Below are 21,218 nucleotides of genomic sequence, written 5' to 3' on the forward strand. Positions count from 1 at the left end.
CCCTACTTCAACCCCAGCCCCGCCGCGACGATGTCGTGCTCGCCCGGCAACACCAGGAACGCCGCGCCGGCCAGCGGGGTGTAGGTGTCGGCGCCGACCACGCGCGCCAGTGGCGTGGCGCCCAGCCCGGCTTCGACGAGCGCGGTGATCACGCCTTCGCCGACGCCGGCGCTGTGGCGGCCCTCGTCGACGATGAGGATGCGCTTCGCACCTTTGGCCTGCGCGGCGATGTACGCCGCGTTGAGCGGCACCAGCCAACGCAGATCGACCACGCGGATCTTCCAGCCACGTTGCTTTTCGAGTTCGCGCGCGGCGCGCAGGCTCATCGGCACGCCGTTGCCGTAGGTGAACATGAGCAAGTCATCGCCGGCACCGTACACGCGCCCCTCGCCCAGCGTCATGGCCTGATCCAGCGCGGGATAGGCGAACTGCCACTGGCCATCGCCGGGCGCGTATAAATCCTTGGTCATGTACAGCGCGATGGGCTCGAGGAACACGCTGACGCGGCCATCGACCTTGGCCAGCGCCATCAGCGTGCGCAGCATGGTGGCGGCATCGTCACCGCGCGCGGGACAGCCGACGACCAGACCGGGGATGTCGCGCAGCGCGGTGATCGAGTTGTCGTTGTGGAAGTGCCCGCCGAAACCGCGCTGGTAGCCTAGCCCGGCGATGCGCACCAGCATCGGGTTGCGGTACTGGCCGTTGCTGAAAAATTGCAGGCTGGCGGCCTCGCCGCGAATCTGGTCGCAGGCGTTGTGGAAATACGCCAGGTACTGGATCTCGGGCATCGGCAGCAGGCCCATGTTGGCGTAGCCCTGCGCCAGGCCGAGGATCATGGTTTCGTCCAGCAGGGTATTGAACACGCGCTTGCCGGTGAACGCCTTGAACAGGCCTTTGGTCACCGTGTACACGCCGCCTTTCTGCGCCACATCCTCGCCGAACAGCAACGCCTCGGGATACTTGATCAGCAGGTCGTGCAGCGCGGCGTTGATCTGCAGCGCGAGATGTCGCGGCGGCTGTTGCTCGGGCAGTTTGTCGACGCCGCCGAACACGGCGAGGCGCTGCGCCGGGTCGGGCACGCGCGCGGCTTCCGCGGCCACGGCGGCCGGCGTGTAGGGCGCCAGCGGTGCGATCACCGCGGCCAGTGACTCCAGCTTGGGGCGACGATCGGCTTCCTCGGCGGCGGCGAAGCAGCGCTTGCGCGTGGCCTCGTAAAGCTCCAGCAGCGCCTGCGGCGTGTACACGCCGGACTCCAGCGCGATCGCGGCCGAGCGCAGCAATGGATCGCTGGCCTCGACATTGACCAGTTCCTCGACGCTGCGCCACTCGATCTCGAAATCGGTGCCGGCGTGGCCCATCACGCGCGTGGTGCGCAGATGCAGGAAGGTGGGCCGGCGTGTGCGTCGGCAGTGCTCGACGGCGCGCGCCACGTCGCTGTAACCGGCGGCCAGGTCCAGCCCGTCGGCGTAAAAATAATCCAGGTCGCGGCGCCCGCTGTAGTTGGCGCTGATCCAGTCCGCCGGCGTTTTCACCGAGATGCCGATACCGTTGTCCTCGCACACGAACAGCACCGGCGCGCGCAGCTTCTGGTATGCCGTCCACGCCGCGGCGTTGAACGCGGTCTGCGCGGCGGCGTGATTGCTGGAGGCATCGCCGAACGAGCAGATCACGATGCTGTCGTCGGGGATCGGCAGCGCATGACCGATGCGCCGCGCCTGCTCGATGGCGATGGCGGTGCCCAGCGCCTTGGGCAGGTGCGAGGCGATGGTCGAGGTCTGCGGCAGCACCCACAGCGGCTTGCTGCCCCACACCTTGTGGCGCCCACCCGAGGCCGGATCGTCCTTGCTGGCGGCGAAACTCAGCGCCGAGTCCATCACCGGATCGAGCTTGCTCGAATCGGTGCCGGGCAACTTGCGAAACCGCTCGGCCATGAACGCGCCGGAGCGGTAGTGCAGGAACGCCGGATCGGTGTGCCGCGTCAGCCGCGCCAGCATGGCGTTGCCCTCGTGACCGCTGGAGCCGATGGTGTAGAACACCTTGTTCTTGACGCGCAGCACGCGCGCCATCAAGTCGAGGTGACGCGAAATCAATTGCGACTCGAACAGCTCGCGAAAGCCGCGTGCATCCAGCGCGCTGCCGGGCAGCACGGCGTCATCGTCGTGTGGCGTCGGCTGCGCTGCGCCGCGCCAGTTGTGCACGAACTCGATGAAGTTCCGGTCGACGATCTCGGCGCGATTGAAGCCCTTGTGGCGGGCGGCGATGGGGGGCTGAGTGGACATGGCGATTTCGTGTGAAAGGTGATGGTGTGTGCGGCTGATGCTTGAACAATCAGTGCGGGTGGCGATCCCTCGCCTGGTCGATCAGAACACGCGGGTATGCAGCGCCTTGAGCAATTCCGCACGCAGACGATCCTTGGAGCGTCCGAAACTTTCCAGCACGCGAATCTGCTCGGCGATCGACGGAATCGGCACGACCACGCTTGCCACTCGTACGTGGACGAGCTCGTCCACGCGTACGGGCACCCAACCATCCGCTTCGCGCAACTCCAGCCCCCCCATCACTTCCACCGGCAATTCGCCAAAATGGAAGCGCGCGAAACGCGAGCGGAAGCGCGAGTCGTCGGCCGGCACGTAGTCAACATCCCGATGCGCCTGCCAATGTTCGGCCATGATTTCTGCATCGCGCATGCTGGTCAACACGTCGAGATCGGCCACCGTCACCGCGGCGCCGGCCAGGTATGCCGCCGCGCTGCCGATCACCGTCCACGCATCACGGCAATGAGTGCGCAGACTAGGCACCACCGCGATCAGGGCATCGGTCACGCAAGCCGACAAATCGATGGAGCTGCCCGGCATCATGGTTTCACGCGGCGCTGGCCGGACAGCGCCTGCGCCATCGGCGAGCGCCAGATGTTGCCGGTGCACACGATCAGGATCGCGCGCACGACCACGGCGCCAGCCTTGCTCAACGCGCCTTGGGCTGGTAGCTGCAGTACGACTCGACCGCTGCGATTTGCGGAATGTCGTGGCTGATGCACGACCATTTCACCGTGTCGCCCGCGCGTGTCGGCGTCAGCCAGACGCCGCTGAGATCGGGGCTGACCGCGCTGGTGAAATGCACTTCCAGCACGCCGCCCTTGTGCACGGTGATGCTGCTTATCTCGTTGCTGGTGAGGTAATCCGGCTCGCCGACATGCGCCGCGGCATTGCTGTCCGGCGCCTTGCCGCGCTTGATGGCATTCTCGATCGCCATCTTGGTCGCGGCCAGCAGCAGGGAACTGAGCGCAATGTGCAACTCCTGCGGGTTGATCTCCGGTCCCTTGACGGTGGTAGCCGTTGGTGCGGCGCTGTTGGTGGCGGGCGGCGTGGCCAGCGCGGTGGCGCTGAGTAGGGTCAGCAGGCCGGCGAGCGGCAGAACGAAACGACGCATGATAGTGTCCTCAGAACGCATTGATGCCGGTGACTTCGCGGCCGACCACGAGCTGGTGCACGGTTTCGGTGCCCTCGTAGGTGATGACCGATTCCAGATTGAGCGCGTGGCGGATTGGCGAATGCTCGGTGGTGATGCCGGCGGCGCCGAGCAGTTCGCGCGCCTCGCGGGCGATGTCGATGGCCATGCGCACATTGTTCCATTTGGCCAGACTGACCTGGGTCGGGTGCAGCGTGCCGGCATCCTTGTGGCGGCCGAGCTGCAGCGACAGCAGTTGCGCCAGGGTGATGCGCCGCGCCATGTCGGCCAGCTTTAGTTGCACCGCCTGATTGGCGGCCACCGGGCGTCCGAACAGGATGCGCTCGCGCGTGTAATCGACGGCCTCGCGAAAGCAGGCGATGGCCGCGCCGATCGGCCCCCAGGTGATGCCGTAGCGCGCCTGCGTCAGACAGCCTAGCGGGCCCTTGAGACCTTTCATGCCGGGCAGGCGGTTGGCGTCGGGAATGCGCACGCCGTCGAGAAACAGCGCGCTGGTCACCGAGGCGCGCAGCGACATCTTGCGGTGGATGTCGCGCGTCTCGAAGCCCTTGCTGCCGCGCTCGACCAGAAAGCCCTGGATGCCGTCGTCGGTCTGCGCCCAGACGATGGCCACGTGCGCGAGGCCGCCGTTGGTGATCCACATCTTGGCGCCATCGATAATCCAGTCGCTGCCGTCGCGGCGCGCGCGCGTTTTCATGTTGGCCGGATCGGAACCGCCGTGCGGCTCGGTCAGGCCGAAGCAGCCGATGACCGCGCCGCGCGCCATGGCCGGCAGCCAGCGCTGGCGCTGTTCCTCGCTGCCGTAGGCGTAGATCGGATACATGCACAGCGAGGTCTGCACCGACACGAAGCTGCGCATGCCGGAATCGCCGCGCTCGAGTTCCTGGCAGATCAGGCCGTAGCTGACGCCGTTCATGCCGGCGCAGCCGTACTGCTCGGGAAAGTAGCTGCCCAGCAAACCCAGCTCCGCCATCTCCGGGATGAGCTCGTGCGGAAACTCGCCCTTGTCGAAGTACTCGCCGATCACCGGCAACACGCGCTCGTCGGTGAAGCGCGCCACGGTGTCCTGCACCATGCGCTCCTCGTCGCTGAGCTGGCCGCGGATATCGAACAAATCGTACGGGTTGAGGCTGGCGGGCATGACGCTGACCGGTGGGCGAAAGCAGGCATTTTACCCGAGCGCGGTGTCGCGCCCGCGTGCTCAGGGGCGCGGCACGTGTCCGGTGGCCACGTGGCGTCGCGCCGAATCGACGTTGGCCTGGGAATCATCGAAGAAAATATCCGCGCCGAAAGCCTGCAGGAATGGCCCCTTGTCGCGCCCGCCCAGAAACAGTGCCTCGTCGATGCGCACACCCCAGTGGCGCAGGGTCAGGATCACGCGCTTGTGCGCCGGCGCCGAGCGCGCCGTGACCAGGGCGATGCGCAACGGCGAGTCCTCGGCTGGGAACGCCGCCTGCAGACGCTGCAGCGCGGCCAGAAACCCGCGGAACGGGCCGCCTTCCAGCGGCTCCAGTTGGCGTTCGCGCTCGTGCTGGTGGAACGCCTCCAGACCCTGTTCGCTGGAAATGCGCTCACCTTCCTCGCCGAATAACACGGCGTCGCCATCGAAGGCGATGCGCAACTGCTGCGAGTTTTCCTGCGCTGCCGCCGATGGCAGGATGGTGGCCGCGGCCACGCCGGCACGCAGCGCGCGCGCCACGTCCTCGGCGTGCGCCGAAAGAAACAAGTCGGCGCCGAAGGGGCGTACGTAGCTGGCCGTGGGCGCGCCGCTGGTGAAGGCCGCGCGCACGATTTCCATGCCGTAGTGCTGGATCGAATTGAAGATGCGCAACCCGGTATCGCCCGAATTGCGCGACAGCAGAATCACCTCGACGCGCGGTGCCGAGGGCGCCCGCGCATTCAGTCGCAGCAGCTTTTGCACCAGTGGAAATGCCACGCCGGGCGCCAGCACCTCGTCCTCGTGCGCGATCTGGAACTGGCGGTACGCCTCCAACCCGTCGCGCTCGAACAGCGCGTGGCTGTCACCCAGGTCGAACAGCGCGCGCGAGGAGATCGCCACCACCAGGCGGTCATCGGTTGCGGCGTGCGGGTCATGGGCGTTGGGCATGCGGGGTGTTTCAGATCGTTTTCTGTATCACGTGCCAGCCAAGTGTCAATCAGCATGGCATCGATCAACATCCTACCCTCTGGCCGCTACCGCGCACGAATCCATCGCGATGGGCGGTTCATCGCAGCAAGAGGCAAGCAGGTGCGCCCTGCCGGGCGCACCAAAAAAAACCCCGCCGCAGCGGGGTTTGAATCGTTTCATGCCGATCAGGTTTTGATCAGGCGTCGGCGATGGCCACGTTGGCAGCCTGGGCGCCCTTGGGCCCCTTGACCGTTTCGTAGCTGACGCGCTGGCCTTCCTGCAGCGAGCGGAAACCCTTGGAGGTGATCGCCGAGAAATGCACGAATACGTCCTCGCTGCCGTCCTCGGGCGAGATGAAACCGAAGCCCTTGGCATCGTTAAACCACTTGACCTTTCCGAAGCTCATTGCCTTCAACCCCTCAACAAAAATGGACCAATGTGCATGTTCGCGCCGCGGCAAATCAGGCTTGTCATGCCCCACGGTACCCTGCACGGGCGGGATTTTTGGCACGAGTCGGGTTGATGTGCAAGTCGGACGTGCTTTTAGCTGCGTGATTGCCACCAGGAAAAGAGTCGATTCTGCCGTGGTTTCAGACTGCCCCACGGCGCGGCGCAAGCGTCCAGAACCACGCGACGCACCGTTTCTCAAGCCCCTTGCAGGAACTGCGCGAGCAACAGTCCCAGAGCGGCGCTGGCGGCGCGCACGTTGGCCTGCACTTCTTCCAGCGTGACGGCGTGCGGCTCGGGATCGCAGCCGGCGGCCCAGTTGGCCAGCACCGCCACGCAGGCGTAGTCCAGTCCCAGCTCGCGCGCCAGCGCGGCCTCGGGCATGCCGGTCATGCCGACCATGGCGCAGCCGTCGCGGCGCAGGCGCGCGATCTCGGCGGCGGTTTCCAGGCGCGGCCCCTGCGTGCAGCCATAGCAGCCACCTGCGCGCAGATCCACGCCAGCCGCGCGTGCGGCGGCGAACAGCCGCGCGCGCAAGGCGGCGCTGTACGGCTCGGCGAAATCGATATGGCGCACGGGCGCGCCCCGTTCGCCACTGTAAGTGCCGGCGCGGCCCCAGGTGTAATCGATGATCTGCTCCGGCAGCGCCAGCGCGCGCGGCGGCAGATCGGCACGGATGCCGCCCACCGAGTTCACCCCCAGCACCGCGTGTGCGCCCAGTTGCTGCAAGCGCCACAGGTTGGCGCGATAGTTCACTTCATGCGGCGCCAGCGTGTGCCGCGCACCGTGGCGCGCCAGAAACAGCACACGCTGCGCGCCGTAGCGGCCGATGACCACCTCGCCGCTGGGCGTGCCCCAAGGCGTGTCCGCAGCCGGCACGCGCGATTGCACCGCCAATCCGTCGAGCTGGTACAGCCCGGTGCCGCCAATGATCGCCAGCATGCTGTTGATTGCGCTCATGCGTCCCTCAGGGCATAGATGGCGGGCAGGTTGCGGCCCTGCTCCTGGAAGTCCATGCCGTAGCCGAATACGTAACGATCGGGCACCAGCAGACCGTTGACGTCGCTGTGCAGCCCCGCCACGCAGCGTCCGTGCGATTTGCGGCACAAAGTGGCGATCAGCACCTCGGCGGCGTTCTCGGCGCGGCACCAGTCGCGCAGCGCGGCCAGGGTATGGCCTTCATCGAGGATGTCATCGACCAGCAGCACGATGCGCCCGTTCAGCGACGTGCCCGGGCGCTGCTTCCACACCAGCTCGCCGCCCGTGGTCGCGCCGCGATAGCGCGTGGCGTGCACGGTGTCGAAGCGTAGCGGGCTGCGCATGGCCAGCGCGAGCTGTCCGGCGAACGGCAGCGCGCCGTGAAGCACGGTGAGCATCAGCGCCTCGCGCCCGGCCAAGCGCGCATCCAGCGCGACGGCCATGTCGTTGATGGCCTGCGCGATGACGGAGCGGTCGTGGATCAGATCGCTGACGGCCAGCGCTTCGATCAGCGTTTGTGAAAGTGGACTCATGCGGATCCCTGCGGGCTCAACGTGGCCAGATCGGCGAGAAAACGCGCGCGCTGCGGGTTGTCGTGCAGTGCCGCCCAGGTCGGGGCCACCTGCCCGGCCAGACGCGCCAGATCGCAAGCGGGTGGATCGCGCAGCGCGCGCGCGGCAGCCAGTGCCTCGGGCACCAGTGCCGGCGTGCAGGCCAGCACCACGTGGCAGCCGGCCGCGTAGTGCGCCGCGACGCGAGCGCCCACGCCACCGGCGCTGGCGGCCGCGACCATGCCCACGTCGTCGCTGATGACGATGCCGGCAAAACCCAGTTCGCCCTGCAGGATCTCCTTGATCCAGCGCCGCGAATAACCAGCCGGCAGCGCATCGATGGCGGGAAAGGTCACGTGCGCCATCATCACCGCCTCGGCGCCGGCGGCGAAGGCGGCCGCGAACGGGCGCAAGTCGGCGTCCAGCAATTGCGCCAGCGTGCGCGGATCGCGCGCGCCCTCGTGGTGGGTGTCCTCCAGCACCGAGCCATGCCCCGGAAAATGCTTGAGCGTGGCGGCCATGCCCGCCAGGCGCATGCCGCGCACGTAGGCCTGGCCCAGCATCGCCACGACCTCGGGATCGGCGTGCAGCGCGCGCGCGCCGATGGCGCGATTGCCGCGCGCCAGGTCCAGCACCGGCGCGAACGACAAGTCCACGTCCATGGCGCGCAGCTCGCTGGCCATGACCCAGGCGTGCTCCTCGGCCAATGCCACGGCGCGCGCAGGGTCGCGATTGCACAGCGCGCCGAGGGTATCCAGCGCCGGCAGGCGCGTGAAACCGTCGCGGAAGCGCTGCACCGGGCCGCCTTCCTGATCGACCGCGATCAACAGCGGCGCGGCGCGCGTGCCACGTAGTTCGTCGATCAATCGCGCCAGTTGCACGCGATCGGCGTAGTTGCGCGCGAACAGGATCACCCCGCCCACCTCGGGCGCGGCCAGCCACGCGCGCTCTGGCGCGGACAGTTGCAATGCTTCGATGCCGATGATCAGCATGCTTCATCTCCGGCGCGTTCGGCTGCGCTCCACGTGCAATACGGATGCGCGATCAGGTTGACATTGAAATAGCGCAGCCGATCGCTGACCTCGCGTCCCAGCCACGGCGGGCGCGGAAACGGCGCATCCTCCGCGGGCAGTTCCAGCTCGGCCACGATCAGGCCGGCATTACTGCCGAGAAACTCGTCAATCTCGAAATGCACGCCTTCCACTGGCACCACGTGGCGCCGCTTTTCGATCACGCCATTGCACAGCGCGTCGAGCATGCGCTCGGCGTCCGCGAGTGGGATCTCATAGTCGTACTCGTCGCGCGCGATGCCGGTGCGCGCCGCCTTGATGTTGAGCCAGGCCTGATCATCTTGCCGGCGCACGCGCACCGAGGCGCGCGCCAACCCGGAGGCCAGCGCCGCGGCGTCGATCACGTAACCCTGCCGCAGATGCAGCGTGCGCATCACGCCAGAGCGCCAGGCATCGTCGTGCAGCAGAAACTTGCGTTCGATCTCGATGCCCATGCGGCCTCTCAGTCGCGCTCGAACAGCGCGATGGATTCAACGTGCGCGGTATGCGGAAACATGTCCATCGCCCCGGCCGCGGCCAGCCGGAATCCGTGGCGCTGCACCAGCGTGCCGGCATCGCGCGCCAGCGAGCCGGGATGGCACGACACGTACACCACGCGCCGCACCGTCTTGCCCGGCAGATAGTCCAGCAGCTCGGCGGCGCCGGCGCGCGGCGGGTCGAGCAGAATCTTGTCCCAGGCTTCACGCGCCCACGGCGCCTGACGCTGATCGGCGAACAGGTTGGCGGTGTGAAAACTCACATTGCCCAGTCCGTTTTGCGCCGCGTTGTCGGTGGCGCGCGCCACCAGCCCGGCCTCGCCTTCCACGCCTGTCACCGCGACGGCGCGGCGCGCGATGGGCAGGGTGAAATTGCCCAACCCGGCGAACAGATCGAGCACGCGCTCGTGTGCCTGCGGCGCAAGCAGATCCAGCGCCAGCGCCAGCATGCGCCGGTTCACGCCGGCGTTGACCTGGATGAAATCCAGTGGCTGGAATGTGATTTCGATGGCATCGTCGTCGATGCGGTAGGCCAGCGCGCGCGCATCCTCGGCGCGCAGCGGGTGCGCGCTGTCGGGTCCGCCCGGCTGCAGCCACAGCGTGATCGCGTGCTGCTGCGCGAAGTCCGCGAGCCGCGCGCGATCGGCGTCGCCCAGCGGACGCATGTGGCGCAGCAGCAGCAATGCCGCATCATCGCCGCGCGCGAATTCGATCTGTGGAATATCGCGGCGCGCGTCCAGCGTATCCAGCATCGCGGCCAACGGCGCGATCAACGCACCGAACGGCGGCGCCAGCACCTCGCAGCCACGCAAATCGGCCACGAAACGCGGGTTGTCCTCGCGAAAGCCCACCAGCACGCGGCCTTTCTTCTCCACCCAGCGCACCGACAGCCGACCCTTGCGCCGATACGCCCACGGCGCATCGGCCAGCGGCGCCAGCCAGCGCTGCGGCGCGACCTTGCCGATGCGCTCGAGGTTTTCCGCCAGCACGCGCTGCTTGGCGGCCAGTTGCGCCTGCGGCTGCAAGTGCTGCAGCACGCAGCCGCTGCAGCGCCCGAAGTGCGGGCATGGCGGCACGGCGCGCTGCGGCGAGGGCGTGAGCACTTCGAGCAGTTCGGCCTCGTCGAAATGCCGGTGGCTGCGACGCCGCCCCAGACGCACACGTTCGCCAGGCAGCGCGCCGCTGACGAAGATCACCTTGCCATCGGCGCGCGCCACACCGCGGCCGTCATGGCTGAGGTCGAGGATGTCGGTTTCAAGGTCGCTCATGCGCAGAAAACAAACGGCCCGGGCGCTGCGCCCGGGCCATGTGGCCACAAGCAGCGCGTGCGGCGAACTACTTGCGCTGCCACGCGCCGGAACTGTCGCGATAATACCAGCCGGGACGCGCTTTTTGGATCCAGGTTTGCGCGAACACGGCGCGGATCTTGGGCTCCCACTCGGGATGGCCGTTGGCGCTCGCGATGGCGGCATACAGGTCGGCGCGCTCGCGGTTGGCGCTGGCCACGGCCTGACTGACCCCGGCGCGCTGCGGCAGCGAGGCCGCGTTGAGATCGCGCACGGCGACGTTGCCATCAGCGGTGAATCCGATCACCCCAGCTTTCAGCAAGGGTTCGAGATTTTGCTCGAAATTGGCCTTCATGCGCGCTTCGATGGCCTGGATCTCGGGTGTCGAAACATCCATGTTGGGCGCGGCCGCGGCGGCCGGCGGGATGATGAAATCCAGCACCGCGACGCCGAGGCCACCGCCACCGCCGCTCGAGCTGGCGCTGCTCGGCGCGCTGCTGGCTGGTGCCGGGTTGCTGCTGGCGGGCGCCGAACTGGTCGCGGAACCCAGCACATTGCCGACGATCTGCTGCGCGGCCTTCTCGGCCGCGGCGGCAGGAAAATACACGTTGATGGTCACGCAACCGGCGAGCAGGGTCAGGCAGGCGGCGAGCAGGGTCAGCGGCTTGAGCATGGCGATTCCTTCAGCGAATGACCGGGCCCTTCCCGGTGGTGGCAGCTTGCAGACGCGACAGCAGCGTGGGCCAGTCTACCCGTGTCTGATGACCGATGATGTGGATGTATGGCAGGCCATCGCCTTCGACAATGCTGTAGCCACCGCCCTCCGCAGGCTTGATGCCGCCCATGGTGCAGATATCGTTGGCCAGCGTGCACGACAAGCCAATGCGCTTATACGGGAATGTCCTGAACAGACGCAGCACCGCGCCCTCGATGCCGCCAGCCAGGCCGCCGCCACCGACCGAGGTAAGGTTTTTCACCGCGCGCTGGCTGATACGCCCACCGCCCGTGGTATGCAGCTCGGCCTGGAACGCCACCGGATGCCACGAAACCAGGCGCAGCCCCCGCACGTTGCCACCGAGCTTGCCGGTGATTTCGCCGAAGTTGAACACGCTGGTCAGCGGCGCCAGCTCGATGTCGCGCAAGCTCAGGTCGGCGCCCAATTCCGGCGCCACACCGAACAAATGCGCCAAGCTCATCCGTGTCACTTCGACGTAGCCGCCGAACACCTGCATGCTGAGTCCGCCCTGCAGCACGGCACGGCCATTCTGCCAACGCAAATCGGGAATCGCGCCGCCCAGCGTGCCGCGAAACGCCGGCCAGCCCAGCGCGCCGGACAATTCGCCCAGAGACACGCCGACGAATGCCAATCCGGTACTCCAGCGCGTGCGCTGGGTGCCGGTCGGATCAAAGCTGAAGTGCTGCGCCAGCATGCTTCCTCCCAGCAGCGGAATCTGCGCTGGCGCGGTCAAGGCGAGCAAGCCCTTGTCGTCGCGCAGATGCAGTTGCGCCGTGCCCAGCGGCAGGTGATAGATACTGGCCGCGCGCCAACCCAGCGTGGTCGGCGCCAGCGTGGCGCCGCTGCGCCAGTCCAGCGCACCGTTCAATCCGGCGATGGCGAAGCGCCCGCTGGTATCGGCCATGTCGACATTTTGCAATCGCACCTGCAGCGCATTGAGCGCGCCGCGCCGCCAATCCAGCGCCACGTGCGCCTGGCCCATGCCCTGCAAGCCGGGCAGACCGTGGCTTTGCAGCCATGTGCTGGCATAGCGCGGAATCGCGCGTGCCAGATCGATGTTGGCGTGGTTGACCACCAGACTGTCGAGCGCGCCCTTGGCGCTCAGCGCCATGCTGGCGTTCAGCGCCACGGCCGTGCCGTCCTGATAATCGAGGCGCGAAATGCGCAGCGCGCCCGCGGCATCGCGGCTCAGATTCACGTCCAGCGGCGCATCGCGCGCTGGCAACTGCGCATAGAAACTTCCCGCCAGCAGCTCACCACCGCGCAGCGCGCCGTCAAAATCAAGCCGCGTGACCTGCGCATCGTGCTGCAGGTTGAAGTCGCCGCGCAGACCAAAACCCTGCGCCGCCACGCTGCCGCCCTGCGCGAACGCGGCCAGTCCTTCCACACCCAGACGCCCGGACACGCGCACGCTACCGCCATCGGCATCCAGCGCCACGCTGCCGTTGGCGCTGCCGTTGCGGATACTGGCGCCGGGCGAGGCCGCGGCCAGCGCGCCGCCCAGCCAGCTCAACGGCAGCGCGGTCAACTGCAATTGCACGTGCAGCGGCGCATCCATCGGCAGCGCCGCATCGATGCGCGTGGCGCCCTGACTGATGACGATCACGGCGGTATCGCTGAGCGGATCCAGCGTGACCTCGATTTGGGCGTCGCGCAGTGCGCGCCCCGGCGCGCCGCGCAACTGTAGCGGCGCCTGCATGCGCCAGCGGCCGTCGCTCTGGCGCTGCAGCGTGCCGGCCACGCCCAGGCCAACCTGCTTCCAGCCGAGCGCGGGCACGGCCACGGCGGCGGCCGACAGGCGCAGCGCGAACACGCCCGGCTGCGCCATCTCGGGCGCCAGCACCACGCGCACGTCGCGCGCCGCGATGCCGGGCGCATCGAGCACGCGCGCGTGCAACGTGATCGCGGCGTGCACCGGAAGCGCGGCCAGCACCAGCAACAGGCCACACAGGCGCGGGATGCTTGCAATCACTCTCATTGCCGGCGATTCTGCCAGTGCAGCCGGGGAATGGATATGAATACCGCGCTAACGCGGGACTTGCAGGTCTTGCTGGCGGAGGACGATGCGGTTTCGGCGTTGTATCTCGCCGATGCCATGACCGCGCTCGGCTGCATCGTGCAACACCACGCCGATGGCGCGGATGCGCTGCATGCCGCGCGCAACACGCGCTTCGATCTGCTGCTGCTCGATCTGCACCTGCCGCGCTGCAATGGCGCCGAATTGCTGGCCCGGTTGCGTGCCGATGTCGCGTCAGCCAGCCGCGAAACCGTCGCCATCGCCACCTGCGCCGGACTCGAAGCGGCGCAGCATGCGCAACTGCTGGCGCAGGGTTTCAGCGATGCACTGCCCAAGCCGCTGAGTCTGACCCTGCTCGCGGCAACGCTGAACACCTATGCCGCGGGCGTGCAACTCGACGAGGCGCGCGGCCATGCCGCCACCGGCAGCGCGGCCACGCTGGCGGCTCTACGCGGCCTGCTGGTGCTGGAGTTGGCGCAGTTCTCGGCGCAGTTCGAGCAACTGCTGGCGCGCGATCGACAGGCGCTGTGCGCGCGCCTGCACCAATTGCGCGCCGGCTGCGGATTTTGCGGCGCGGGGCAATTGCAGGACGCCGCGGCCGCGCTGCACGACGAACTGCACCAGGCCTGCGCGCGTGAGGCCACGCTGGCACGCCTGCGCGCGCTGCTCGGCGCGACGCGGCTCAGCCTGCTGCGGGCGGGTGCGATCGTGCCAGCCCCGCCAGCGACCACGAGGCCAGTGCCCGACCGCCCAGATGCACGCTGATCAGCTCACGCAACAGGCGGCGCAGGTCCGGCAAGTCTTGCGTCGCGGGTGGCTGGTCCTGCGCCAGCGCCAGCAACGCCGCACCGCTCACGCCACGCCCGCCAAATTGCGGCTGCCAGCGCAGCGGGCCGCGTTCGGGCACGTAGGTGTAGCGCAACCCGGCCTGCACCGGCACACCACTTTCGGCTTCGCATTCGAGCAACGGCGCGTAACCCATGGCGCCAAGCAGATCGCGCTCGAAACGGCGCAGCAGCCAGGCGCTGGCGCGCGCGTCGACGAGCTGCTCCAGCAGCGTCTGGTATTGCGCGAACAGGCGCGCGTGCGCGTCCTCGCGCGCCAACAGGCGCACCAGCAATTCGTTGACGTACAACGCCGCCAGCAAGGTCTCGCCGCTGAGTGCGTGAATCGCCACCAGCTCGGCCGCATGCAGACGCCCCATCTCGCCCTGCTGGCTGTAGCTCAGGCGCAGCCGGCGCAGCGGCTGCAGATCGGCACGCGCGGTTTGCGTGCGCGCGCCGCGCACACCGCGCGCGATCAGGCCGATGCGGCCGTGTTCGGGGGTGAGGCATTCGAGCAGCAGCGAGGTTTCGCGCCACGGTCGCGCGTGCAGCACATAGCCCGATTCGAGGCTGACGACCGGCGCGGGCATGCCGGCGCCTAGTCGGTATAGCCGAGACGTTTCAACTCGGCCTCGTTGTCGCTCCAGCCGGCGCGCACCTTGACCCAGGTTTGCAGAAACACGCGGCGGTCGAACAATCGCTCCATGGCGCGGCGCGCGCCGCTGCCGACTAGCTTGAGCATGGCGCCGCCGTCACCGATGACGATCGGCCGCTGGCCTGCGCGCTCGACCCAGATTACCGCATGCACCTCGGCCAGGCCATCCTCGCGCTCGCTGAACCGTTCGATCTCGACCGTGGTGGAGTAAGGCAATTCATCGCCCAGGCGCAGCATCAGTTGCTCGCGCACCATCTCCGCGGCCAGGAAGCGCTCGCTGCGATCGGTGATGTCCCCGGCATCGAACGTCGGCGCACCCTCGGGCAGGCGCTGCAGCAACTGCTCGCGCAGTACGTCCAGCCCCTGCCCACGCAGCGCCGAGGCATACAGCACCGCGTCATAGTGATGATCCTGCGTCAGCTTGGCCACGAACGGCAGCAGTTTTGACTTGTCGCGCTGTCGATCGATCTTGTTGATCACCAGCACGCGCGGCAAGCGCTCGCCGGTGATCGCCGCGTACACGGCGGCATCCTCGTCGGTCCAGCGCCCGGCCTCGATGACGTGCGCGATCAGATCGACCTCGATGATCGCCGCATGCACGGCGCGGTTGAGGCTGCGATTGAGCGCGCGCCGCGCGCCGCGATGCAGGCCCGGCGTGTCGACGAATGCGATCTGTCCCGCATCCAGCGTGCACACACCGAGGATGCGATGGCGCGTGGTCTGCGGTTTGGGGCTGACAATGCTCAGATGCGTGCCCAGCAGGGCGTTGAGCAGCGTCGATTTGCCGACATTCGGCCGCCCCACCAGAGCCACGCGCCCGCAGCGGCTGGCATTCGCGCTCATGCGCGGCGCTCCAGCACGGCGGCGAGCGCGTGCGCGGCGGCCTCCTGCTCGGCGGCGCGGCGACTGCTGCCGGCACCGTTGAAGTGCCGCGGCTCGGGCAGCGGCAGCACGCAATCGACCTCGAAATGCGGCGCGTGATCGCTGCCGCTGCTGTGCACCAGTTCGTACTGCGGCAAGCCCAGCGCGCGCTGCTGCAGCCATTCCTGCAATCGCGTCTTGGCGTCCTTGGCGGATTTTTCCAGCATGGCGACGCGCGTTTCGAACAGCGTGCGCACCAAAGCACGACAGGTGTCCAGACCGGCATCCAGATATACCGCCGCGAGCAGCGCCTCGAAGGCATCGGCCAGGATCGAATCGCGGCGCTGGCCGCCACTTTTCATCTCACCCGGACCCAGATGCAGGCGCGGGCCGATGTCCAGCTCGCGCGCCAATTGCGCCAGTGCCTGGCCATTGACCAGCACGGCGCGCTGGCGCGTGAGCTCGCCTTCGTCCGCACGCGCGAGGTGCTCGAACAGCAACTCGGCGACGAAGGCATTGAGCAGTGCATCGCCGAGAAACTCCAGGCGCTCGTTGTTGGGCCGCCCCGCACTGCGATGCGTCAGCGCCAGCTCGGCCAGCGCCGGATCGCGAAATTCATGCGCCAGATGCACGGGCTCAGCCAGCCCCTTGCGTGTTCATCGGCGCCGAGGTCTTGAAATGCAGCAAAAAGCTGATGTTGTACAAAAACGGAATGATCTTGTTGTAGCTCATGGTCAGCATGGGTGTGCTGCCGCCGGTGACAATGCTCAGCTTGGCGTCGCTCAAGGTGCTGTTGTCCACGTACTGGAAGCTGCCGGTGAACGACATGTCATCGCGGATCTGCGCCAGCGGCTTGCTCATCTCGCCCGGCTTGGCCGCGGTTTCCTTGACGGTCTTGACCACGCCCATGTACTCGGCGTAGGCCGGCACCAGTTTCATCGCCATGAAGGCGAAGAACCCGGCGATGATCAGGATGAACACGAACCCGATCAGGGTCATGCCTCGATGCTGTGTTTTCATTGCCCCTCCCGTGCGCCGATTGGCGCCTAGCAGATTGTTGAGAAAGTGCCTTCCGGGCACTTTCTCAAATCGCGAGTCCGGTGCAGGTCCGTACTCGCTCCCGCCGCACCAAGCGCGCAACGCGCGCTTGGTGCGCGAGCGGGACATTCTCCTGTCCCGCGCTAGCAGGGTGTTTCTCAACACCCCGCTAATGAATCATCGTGCCGATGCGCTTGAAATCGACGCCGTGCGGCCCGCGCCAACTGAACCAGATCATGAACGCCTTGCCGACCAGATTGCGCTGTGGCACGAAACCCCAGAAGCGGCTGTCGGCGCTGTTGTCGCGATTGTCACCCATGACGAAGTAGCTGTGGGGGGGCACCTTGCAGGTGCCCTCATGGGTGTTCGCGAAATGGCAGGTCGGCGTTTGATAGGTACCGCTCTCGTAAACCTGTGGCATTTCCGCGATATCGTTGGTATGCGCGCCCAGTTCCTCGCGATACACCATGGCGCCATTGGCTTCCAGCAACCGGCTCTCGCGACCATAACCGCCCTGGTAGGGGCCGACCAACTGCGTCGGCACCAGCTTGCCGTTGATGTAAATCCGTTCGCCACGAATCTGGATGGTGTCACCGGGCAGCCCGATCACGCGCTTGATGTAGTCCTCGCTGGGATTCAGCGGGTAGCGAAACACCACCACATCGCCGCGCTGCGGCTCGCCGGTGGACAGTATTTTGCTGTGGAACACCGGCAGGCGCAGGCCATAAGCGAACTTGTTGACCAGGATGAAATCGCCCACGCGCAGCGTCGGCATCATCGATCCGGACGGAATGCGAAACGGCTCGGCGATGAACGAGCGGAACAGCAGCACCGCCGCCAGCACCGGAAACAGCGAGCGCGAGTAATCCACCGTCCACGGCTCGCGCGCGGGCAGGCCCTCGACGCCGGCGCGTGCCTTGCGGCGCTTGCGCAAAAACGCCACATCGAACAGCCAGACTAGGCCGCTCAACACGGTCAGCAGCAATAGAATCAGCGAGAAGTATTGCATCGCATATCCTTGAAATGGCTCGGTGAGCCGCCTATTTGTTGTCGACCTTCAATACCGCCAGAAACGCTTCCTGCGGGATTTCCACGCGGCCCACCTGCTTCATGCGCTTCTTGCCTTCCTTCTGCTTCTCCAGCAGTTTTTTCTTGCGCGAGATGTCGCCACCGTAGCACTTGGCCAGCACGTTCTTGCGCATCGCCTTGACCGTGGCGCGCGCGATCACCTGCGCGCCGATCGCCGCCTGGATGGCGACATCGAACATCTGACGGGGAATCAGATCCTTCATGCGCTCGACGAGTTCCCGACCACGCCGATCGGCGTGGGTGCGGTGCGAGATCATGCTCAGCGCGTCCACGCGATCGCCATTGATCAGCACGTCGACACGCGCGAAAGGGCCGGGCTGGAAACGCTCGAAGTGGTAGTCCATCGAGGCATAGCCGCGCGACACCGATTTCAGCCGATCGAAGAAATCCAGTACCGCCTCGGCCAGTGGCAGCTCATAACTGATCTGCACTTGCGTGGCGAGATACTGGATGGAGCGCTGCACGCCGCGTTTTTCCTCGCACAGCGTGATCACGTTGCCGACGTAATCGGGCGGCGTGAGGATGGTGGCGAGAATGATCGGCTCGCGGATCTCCTCGATCTGCGTCAGCGCCGGCAGCTTGGCCGGATTGTCCAGACGCATCACGCTGCCGTCCTTCAGCGCCACCTCGTAGACCACCGTGGGCGCGGTGCTGATCAAGTCCAGGTCGTACTCGCGCTCCAAGCGCTCCTGCACGATCTCCATGTGCAGCAGGCCGAGGAATCCGCAGCGAAAGCCGAAGCCCATGGCCTCGGAGGATTCCGGCTCGAAAAACATCGCGGCATCATTGAGCTTGAGCTTGTCCAGCGCCTCGCGCAGCGCGTTGTAATCGTCGGCCTCGCTCGGAAACAGCCCGGCGAACACGCGCGGTTGCATCTGCTGGAAACCGGGCAACGCCTGCGCCGCCGGGCTCGACGCCAAGGTCAGCGTGTCGCCTACCGGCGCGCCGTGCACGTCCTTGATGCTGGCCGTGACCCAGCCCACCTCGCCCGGACCCAGCCGCGCCTGCGGCTTGCGCTTGGGCGTGAACACGCCGACCGATTCGACTTCGTGCGCGCGCCCGGTGGACATCACCAGAATCTTGTCGCGCGGCTTGATCTCGCCCTGCATCACGCGCACCAGCGAGACCACGCCCATGTAGTTGTCGAACCACGAGTCGATGATCAGCGCCTGCAGCCGATCGGTGTCGCGCGGGCGCGGCGGCGGGATACGCGCGACGATGGCCTCCAGCACCTCGATGACGTTGAGCCCGGTCTTGGCGCTGATCGCGATGGCGTCCTCGGCGTCGATGCCGATCACCGCCTCGATCTCGGCCTTGACGCGCTCGATGTCGGCGGTGGGCAGGTCGATCTTGTTGAGCACCGGCACCACGGTCAGGCCCTGCTCGACCGCGGTGTAGCAGTTGGCCACCGACTGCGCCTCCACGCCCTGCGCGGCGTCGACCACCAGCAGCGCGCCCTCGCAGGCGGCCAGTGAGCGGCTGACCTCGTAGCTGAAGTCGACATGGCCGGGGGTGTCGATGAAATTGAGCATGTAGGTGCGGCCGTCGCGCGCCGTGTACGGCAACGACACCGACTGCGCCTTGATGGTGATGCCGCGTTCGCGCTCGATCGGATTGGAGTCGAGCACCTGCGCCTCCATCTCGCGCGCCTCGAGACCGCCGCAGAGCTGGATGATGCGGTCGGCGAGCGTGGACTTGCCGTGGTCGATGTGGGCGATGATGGAGAAGTTGCGGATGTGATCCATGGCCTGCACGGTGCGTGGACGGCCTGGGCGCACCGCACACAGCCGCGCGCCGCCCACGGGCGGCGCTGTTCCGAGGAATATTGACGCCACCCGCAGGCAGCGCGTGGCGATTATGGCAGAAGGCCGGCGCGGCCGGGGCGGCAAGCGCAGCCGCAGGATGAATCCTGCGGCTGCGCTGCAGCCATACTCCGCGCGTCATTGCTTGCCGGCACCGGGCCTCGGCACCGGCACGGCCACGAATTGGCTCACTTGGCCGCGGCGCACCAGCAGGATCGCGACCTGACCCGGCTTGTAGGCTCGCACGGCGCTCTCGAACTGGGTCACGCTGCCAACGCGCTCCTGGCCCACCATCAGGATCACATCACCCGGCTGCAAACCGGCATCGCGCGAGGGGCCGCTGGCCGTGCTGATCTGCACGCCCTCGCCCACCTTCAGGCCCAACTGCTGGCGCTGGCCGGCGCTGAGATCCTTCACGCTCAGGCCGAGCCCGTTGCCGGAGATCGCCTGCTCCATCTTCGCCAGCGCATTCTTGCCACGCGGTGCCTGCTCGACCTTCACATTCAGATTCAGCGTCTTGCCGAACCTCACCACCGTGACCCTGGCAATACTTCCAGGCGGGGTCATGCCAACCATCGGCGGCAAATCCTTCACCGAGTTGATTGTCTTGCCGTCATAGGCCACGATCACATCGCCGGGCTTGATGCCGGCCTTGGCCGCCGGGCTGCCGGGCTCCACACTGGCCACCAGCCCACCTTCGACGCGGCTCATGCCCAGAGCCTTGGCGGTGTTGCGTGTCACGGGTTGCATGGTCACGCCGATCATGCCGCGCTCGACGTAGCCCTTGGTCTTGAGCTGCTGTACCGCGTTCATCGCCACATCGATGGGAATGGCGAAGGACACGCCCATGTAGCCGCCGGTGTTGGAGAAAATCTGCGAGTTGATGCCGATCACCTGGCCGTCCATGTTGAACAGCGGGCCACCGGAGTTGCCGCGATTGATGGGCACATCGGTCTGGATGAAGGGCGTGAACTGCTGATCCTCCGGTCCGAAACTGCGACTCACCGCACTGACGATGCCGGCGGTCACGGTGTGATCGAAACCGAATGGCGAGCCGATCGCGAGTACCCACTGCCCGGGCTTGAGCGCATTGGAGTTGCCGATCGCGACCGTGGGCAGGTTCTGCGCATTGATCTTCAACAGCGCGATGTCATAGGTGGCATCGGCGCCCACCAGCTTCGCGGTGAACTCGCGGTGATCGGCCAAGGTCACGCTGATTTTCTTGGCGCCATCGACCACGTGGTCGTTGGTGAGGATGTAGCCGTCGGGCGAGATGATGAAGCCCGAACCCATGGAGATTTCCTCCTCGGGTTGCATCTGCTGCGGTGGCGGCACTGGAAAGCCGAAGAAACGGAAAATATCCGGTACCTGCGCCTGTTGCTGGCCGCCGGGGCCGCGACTGAACGGGCTGGGCTGGGTGATGTCGGCGCGGACATTGACTACCGTCGGGCCGTATTTCTCCACGATCGAGGTGAAATCAGGCAGGCCGGCTGTGGCGGCCACGCTGACCAGCGGCGTCGCCACGAGCAGGGCGAGGGCTGCGAGCTTGAGCAGCGTCCTTTTCATCGAGCAGTCTCCAGAGCAGTGGGTTGAATGGATACCGTAGCGCGGTGCAGGTTTCGATGACCTGGGGCCAGCCGAGTTCAGCGCCGCGCGGGCGCTCGTTCAGCTTCGCTTCGGGCGCGCGCCGGCGCCTCGGCCGGAAGTCATGGCGCCACGCAAGCATTGCCGGGTGTTTCAGGCTCGGGCCAGACCATGCGTCAGCGCACGAGCGTCCATCTCCGCCATCCGC

21 protein-coding genes are annotated in these 21,218 nt (G+C 66.9%); 1 reads left to right on the plus strand and 20 read right to left on the minus strand.

Translation table 11 applies throughout. The features are described from left to right. Positions 1-2: 2 nt before the first annotated feature. The 13 genes from ACYDAT_RS06415 to ACYDAT_RS06475 all read right to left on the minus strand — a co-directional run bounded on the left by ACYDAT_RS06415 (position 3) and on the right by ACYDAT_RS06475 (position 13,118). Complete coding sequence (locus tag ACYDAT_RS06415) at positions 3-2,279, minus strand: thiamine pyrophosphate-dependent enzyme (protein WP_461449091.1); 2,277 nt, start codon at positions 2,277-2,279, stop codon at positions 3-5. An 81-nt stretch (positions 2,280-2,360) separates the two neighbouring features. Continuing rightward, a complete protein-coding gene (locus tag ACYDAT_RS06420; RefSeq protein ID WP_461449093.1) occupies positions 2,361-2,858 on the minus strand; it encodes a hypothetical protein in 498 nt (165 codons plus the stop codon). 106 nt (positions 2,859-2,964) lie between these two features. Further along, positions 2,965-3,429 (minus strand): pilin, encoded by a 465-nt coding sequence (locus ACYDAT_RS06425; protein ID WP_461439159.1) that lies wholly within the window; start codon positions 3,427-3,429, stop codon positions 2,965-2,967. A 10-nt stretch (positions 3,430-3,439) separates the two neighbouring features. Continuing rightward, positions 3,440-4,609 (minus strand): acyl-CoA dehydrogenase family protein, encoded by a 1,170-nt coding sequence (locus tag ACYDAT_RS06430; RefSeq protein ID WP_461439160.1) that lies wholly within the window; start codon positions 4,607-4,609, stop codon positions 3,440-3,442. Between the two features lie 60 nt (positions 4,610-4,669). After that, positions 4,670-5,575 carry a 5'-nucleotidase gene (locus tag ACYDAT_RS06435; protein ID WP_461439161.1) on the minus strand — a complete coding sequence of 302 codons (906 nt, stop codon included), beginning with the start codon at positions 5,573-5,575 and terminating at the stop codon, positions 4,670-4,672. Between the two features lie 217 nt (positions 5,576-5,792). Next, a complete protein-coding gene (locus tag ACYDAT_RS06440; RefSeq protein ID WP_081127675.1) occupies positions 5,793-6,002 on the minus strand; it encodes a cold-shock protein in 210 nt (69 codons plus the stop codon). 239 nt (positions 6,003-6,241) lie between these two features. Continuing rightward, the gene (locus ACYDAT_RS06445; protein WP_461449095.1) at positions 6,242-7,003 is read right to left on the minus strand and encodes an S-methyl-5'-thioinosine phosphorylase; all 762 of its coding nucleotides are present in this window, start codon (positions 7,001-7,003) and stop codon (positions 6,242-6,244) included. Next, positions 7,000-7,554 carry a hypoxanthine-guanine phosphoribosyltransferase gene (locus tag ACYDAT_RS06450; RefSeq protein WP_461449097.1) on the minus strand — a complete coding sequence of 185 codons (555 nt, stop codon included), beginning with the start codon at positions 7,552-7,554 and terminating at the stop codon, positions 7,000-7,002. The genes ACYDAT_RS06445 and ACYDAT_RS06450 overlap by 4 nt, the downstream gene beginning before the upstream one ends. Continuing rightward, the gene (gene nagZ / locus ACYDAT_RS06455) at positions 7,551-8,564 is read right to left on the minus strand and encodes a beta-N-acetylhexosaminidase (protein WP_461449099.1); all 1,014 of its coding nucleotides are present in this window, start codon (positions 8,562-8,564) and stop codon (positions 7,551-7,553) included. Before nagZ ends, ACYDAT_RS06450 begins: the two co-directional genes overlap by 4 nt. Further along, positions 8,558-9,076: a CYTH domain-containing protein gene (locus ACYDAT_RS06460; RefSeq protein ID WP_461439285.1), complete on the minus strand. Its 519-nt coding sequence runs from the start codon at positions 9,074-9,076 to the stop codon at positions 8,558-8,560. Before ACYDAT_RS06460 ends, nagZ begins: the two co-directional genes overlap by 7 nt. An 8-nt stretch (positions 9,077-9,084) precedes the next feature. Further along, on the minus strand, positions 9,085-10,386 hold the full coding sequence (gene rlmD / locus ACYDAT_RS06465; RefSeq protein ID WP_461449101.1) for a 23S rRNA (uracil(1939)-C(5))-methyltransferase RlmD: 1,302 nt from the start codon (positions 10,384-10,386) through the stop codon (positions 9,085-9,087). Between the two features lie 67 nt (positions 10,387-10,453). Further along, complete coding sequence (locus tag ACYDAT_RS06470) at positions 10,454-11,077, minus strand: YdbL family probable chaperone protein (RefSeq protein WP_461439283.1); 624 nt, start codon at positions 11,075-11,077, stop codon at positions 10,454-10,456. Positions 11,078-11,087: 10 nt separating this feature from the next. Next, entirely contained in the window at positions 11,088-13,118 is a 2,031-nt protein-coding gene (locus ACYDAT_RS06475; protein ID WP_461449103.1) for a translocation/assembly module TamB domain-containing protein, read from the minus strand. A gap of 36 nt (positions 13,119-13,154) precedes the next feature. On the opposite strand from ACYDAT_RS06475, the gene ACYDAT_RS06480 reads away from it, so the two are divergent. After that, positions 13,155-13,922: a response regulator gene (locus ACYDAT_RS06480; protein WP_461439281.1), complete on the plus strand. Its 768-nt coding sequence runs from the start codon at positions 13,155-13,157 to the stop codon at positions 13,920-13,922. On the opposite strand, the gene recO is transcribed toward ACYDAT_RS06480, so the two are convergent. The 7 genes from recO to ACYDAT_RS06515 form a co-directional block, all read right to left on the minus strand. Beyond that, positions 13,840-14,571, minus strand: a complete 732-nt coding sequence (recO, locus tag ACYDAT_RS06485; RefSeq protein WP_461449105.1) for a DNA repair protein RecO — start codon at positions 14,569-14,571, stop codon at positions 13,840-13,842. The two genes, ACYDAT_RS06480 and recO, sit on opposite strands and share 83 nt — an antisense overlap. A gap of 8 nt (positions 14,572-14,579) precedes the next feature. Beyond that, positions 14,580-15,479, minus strand: a complete 900-nt coding sequence (era, locus tag ACYDAT_RS06490) for a GTPase Era (RefSeq protein ID WP_461449107.1) — start codon at positions 15,477-15,479, stop codon at positions 14,580-14,582. Beyond that, entirely contained in the window at positions 15,476-16,129 is a 654-nt protein-coding gene (rnc, locus tag ACYDAT_RS06495; protein ID WP_461439278.1) for a ribonuclease III, read from the minus strand. The genes era and rnc overlap by 4 nt, the downstream gene beginning before the upstream one ends. Positions 16,130-16,133: 4 nt before the next feature. After that, positions 16,134-16,496, minus strand: coding sequence for a DUF4845 domain-containing protein (locus ACYDAT_RS06500; RefSeq protein ID WP_461441563.1), 363 nt, complete (start codon positions 16,494-16,496; stop codon positions 16,134-16,136). Between the two features lie 208 nt (positions 16,497-16,704). Continuing rightward, positions 16,705-17,544, minus strand: a complete 840-nt coding sequence (gene lepB / locus ACYDAT_RS06505) for a signal peptidase I (protein ID WP_461439276.1) — start codon at positions 17,542-17,544, stop codon at positions 16,705-16,707. Between the two features lie 31 nt (positions 17,545-17,575). Further along, positions 17,576-19,369 (minus strand): translation elongation factor 4, encoded by a 1,794-nt coding sequence (gene lepA, locus ACYDAT_RS06510; protein WP_461439275.1) that lies wholly within the window; start codon positions 19,367-19,369, stop codon positions 17,576-17,578. Between the two features lie 195 nt (positions 19,370-19,564). Then, positions 19,565-20,992 (minus strand): DegQ family serine endoprotease, encoded by a 1,428-nt coding sequence (locus ACYDAT_RS06515; protein ID WP_461449109.1) that lies wholly within the window; start codon positions 20,990-20,992, stop codon positions 19,565-19,567. Positions 20,993-21,218 lie beyond the last annotated feature (226 nt).

This window comes from Metallibacterium sp., assembly GCF_054637675.1.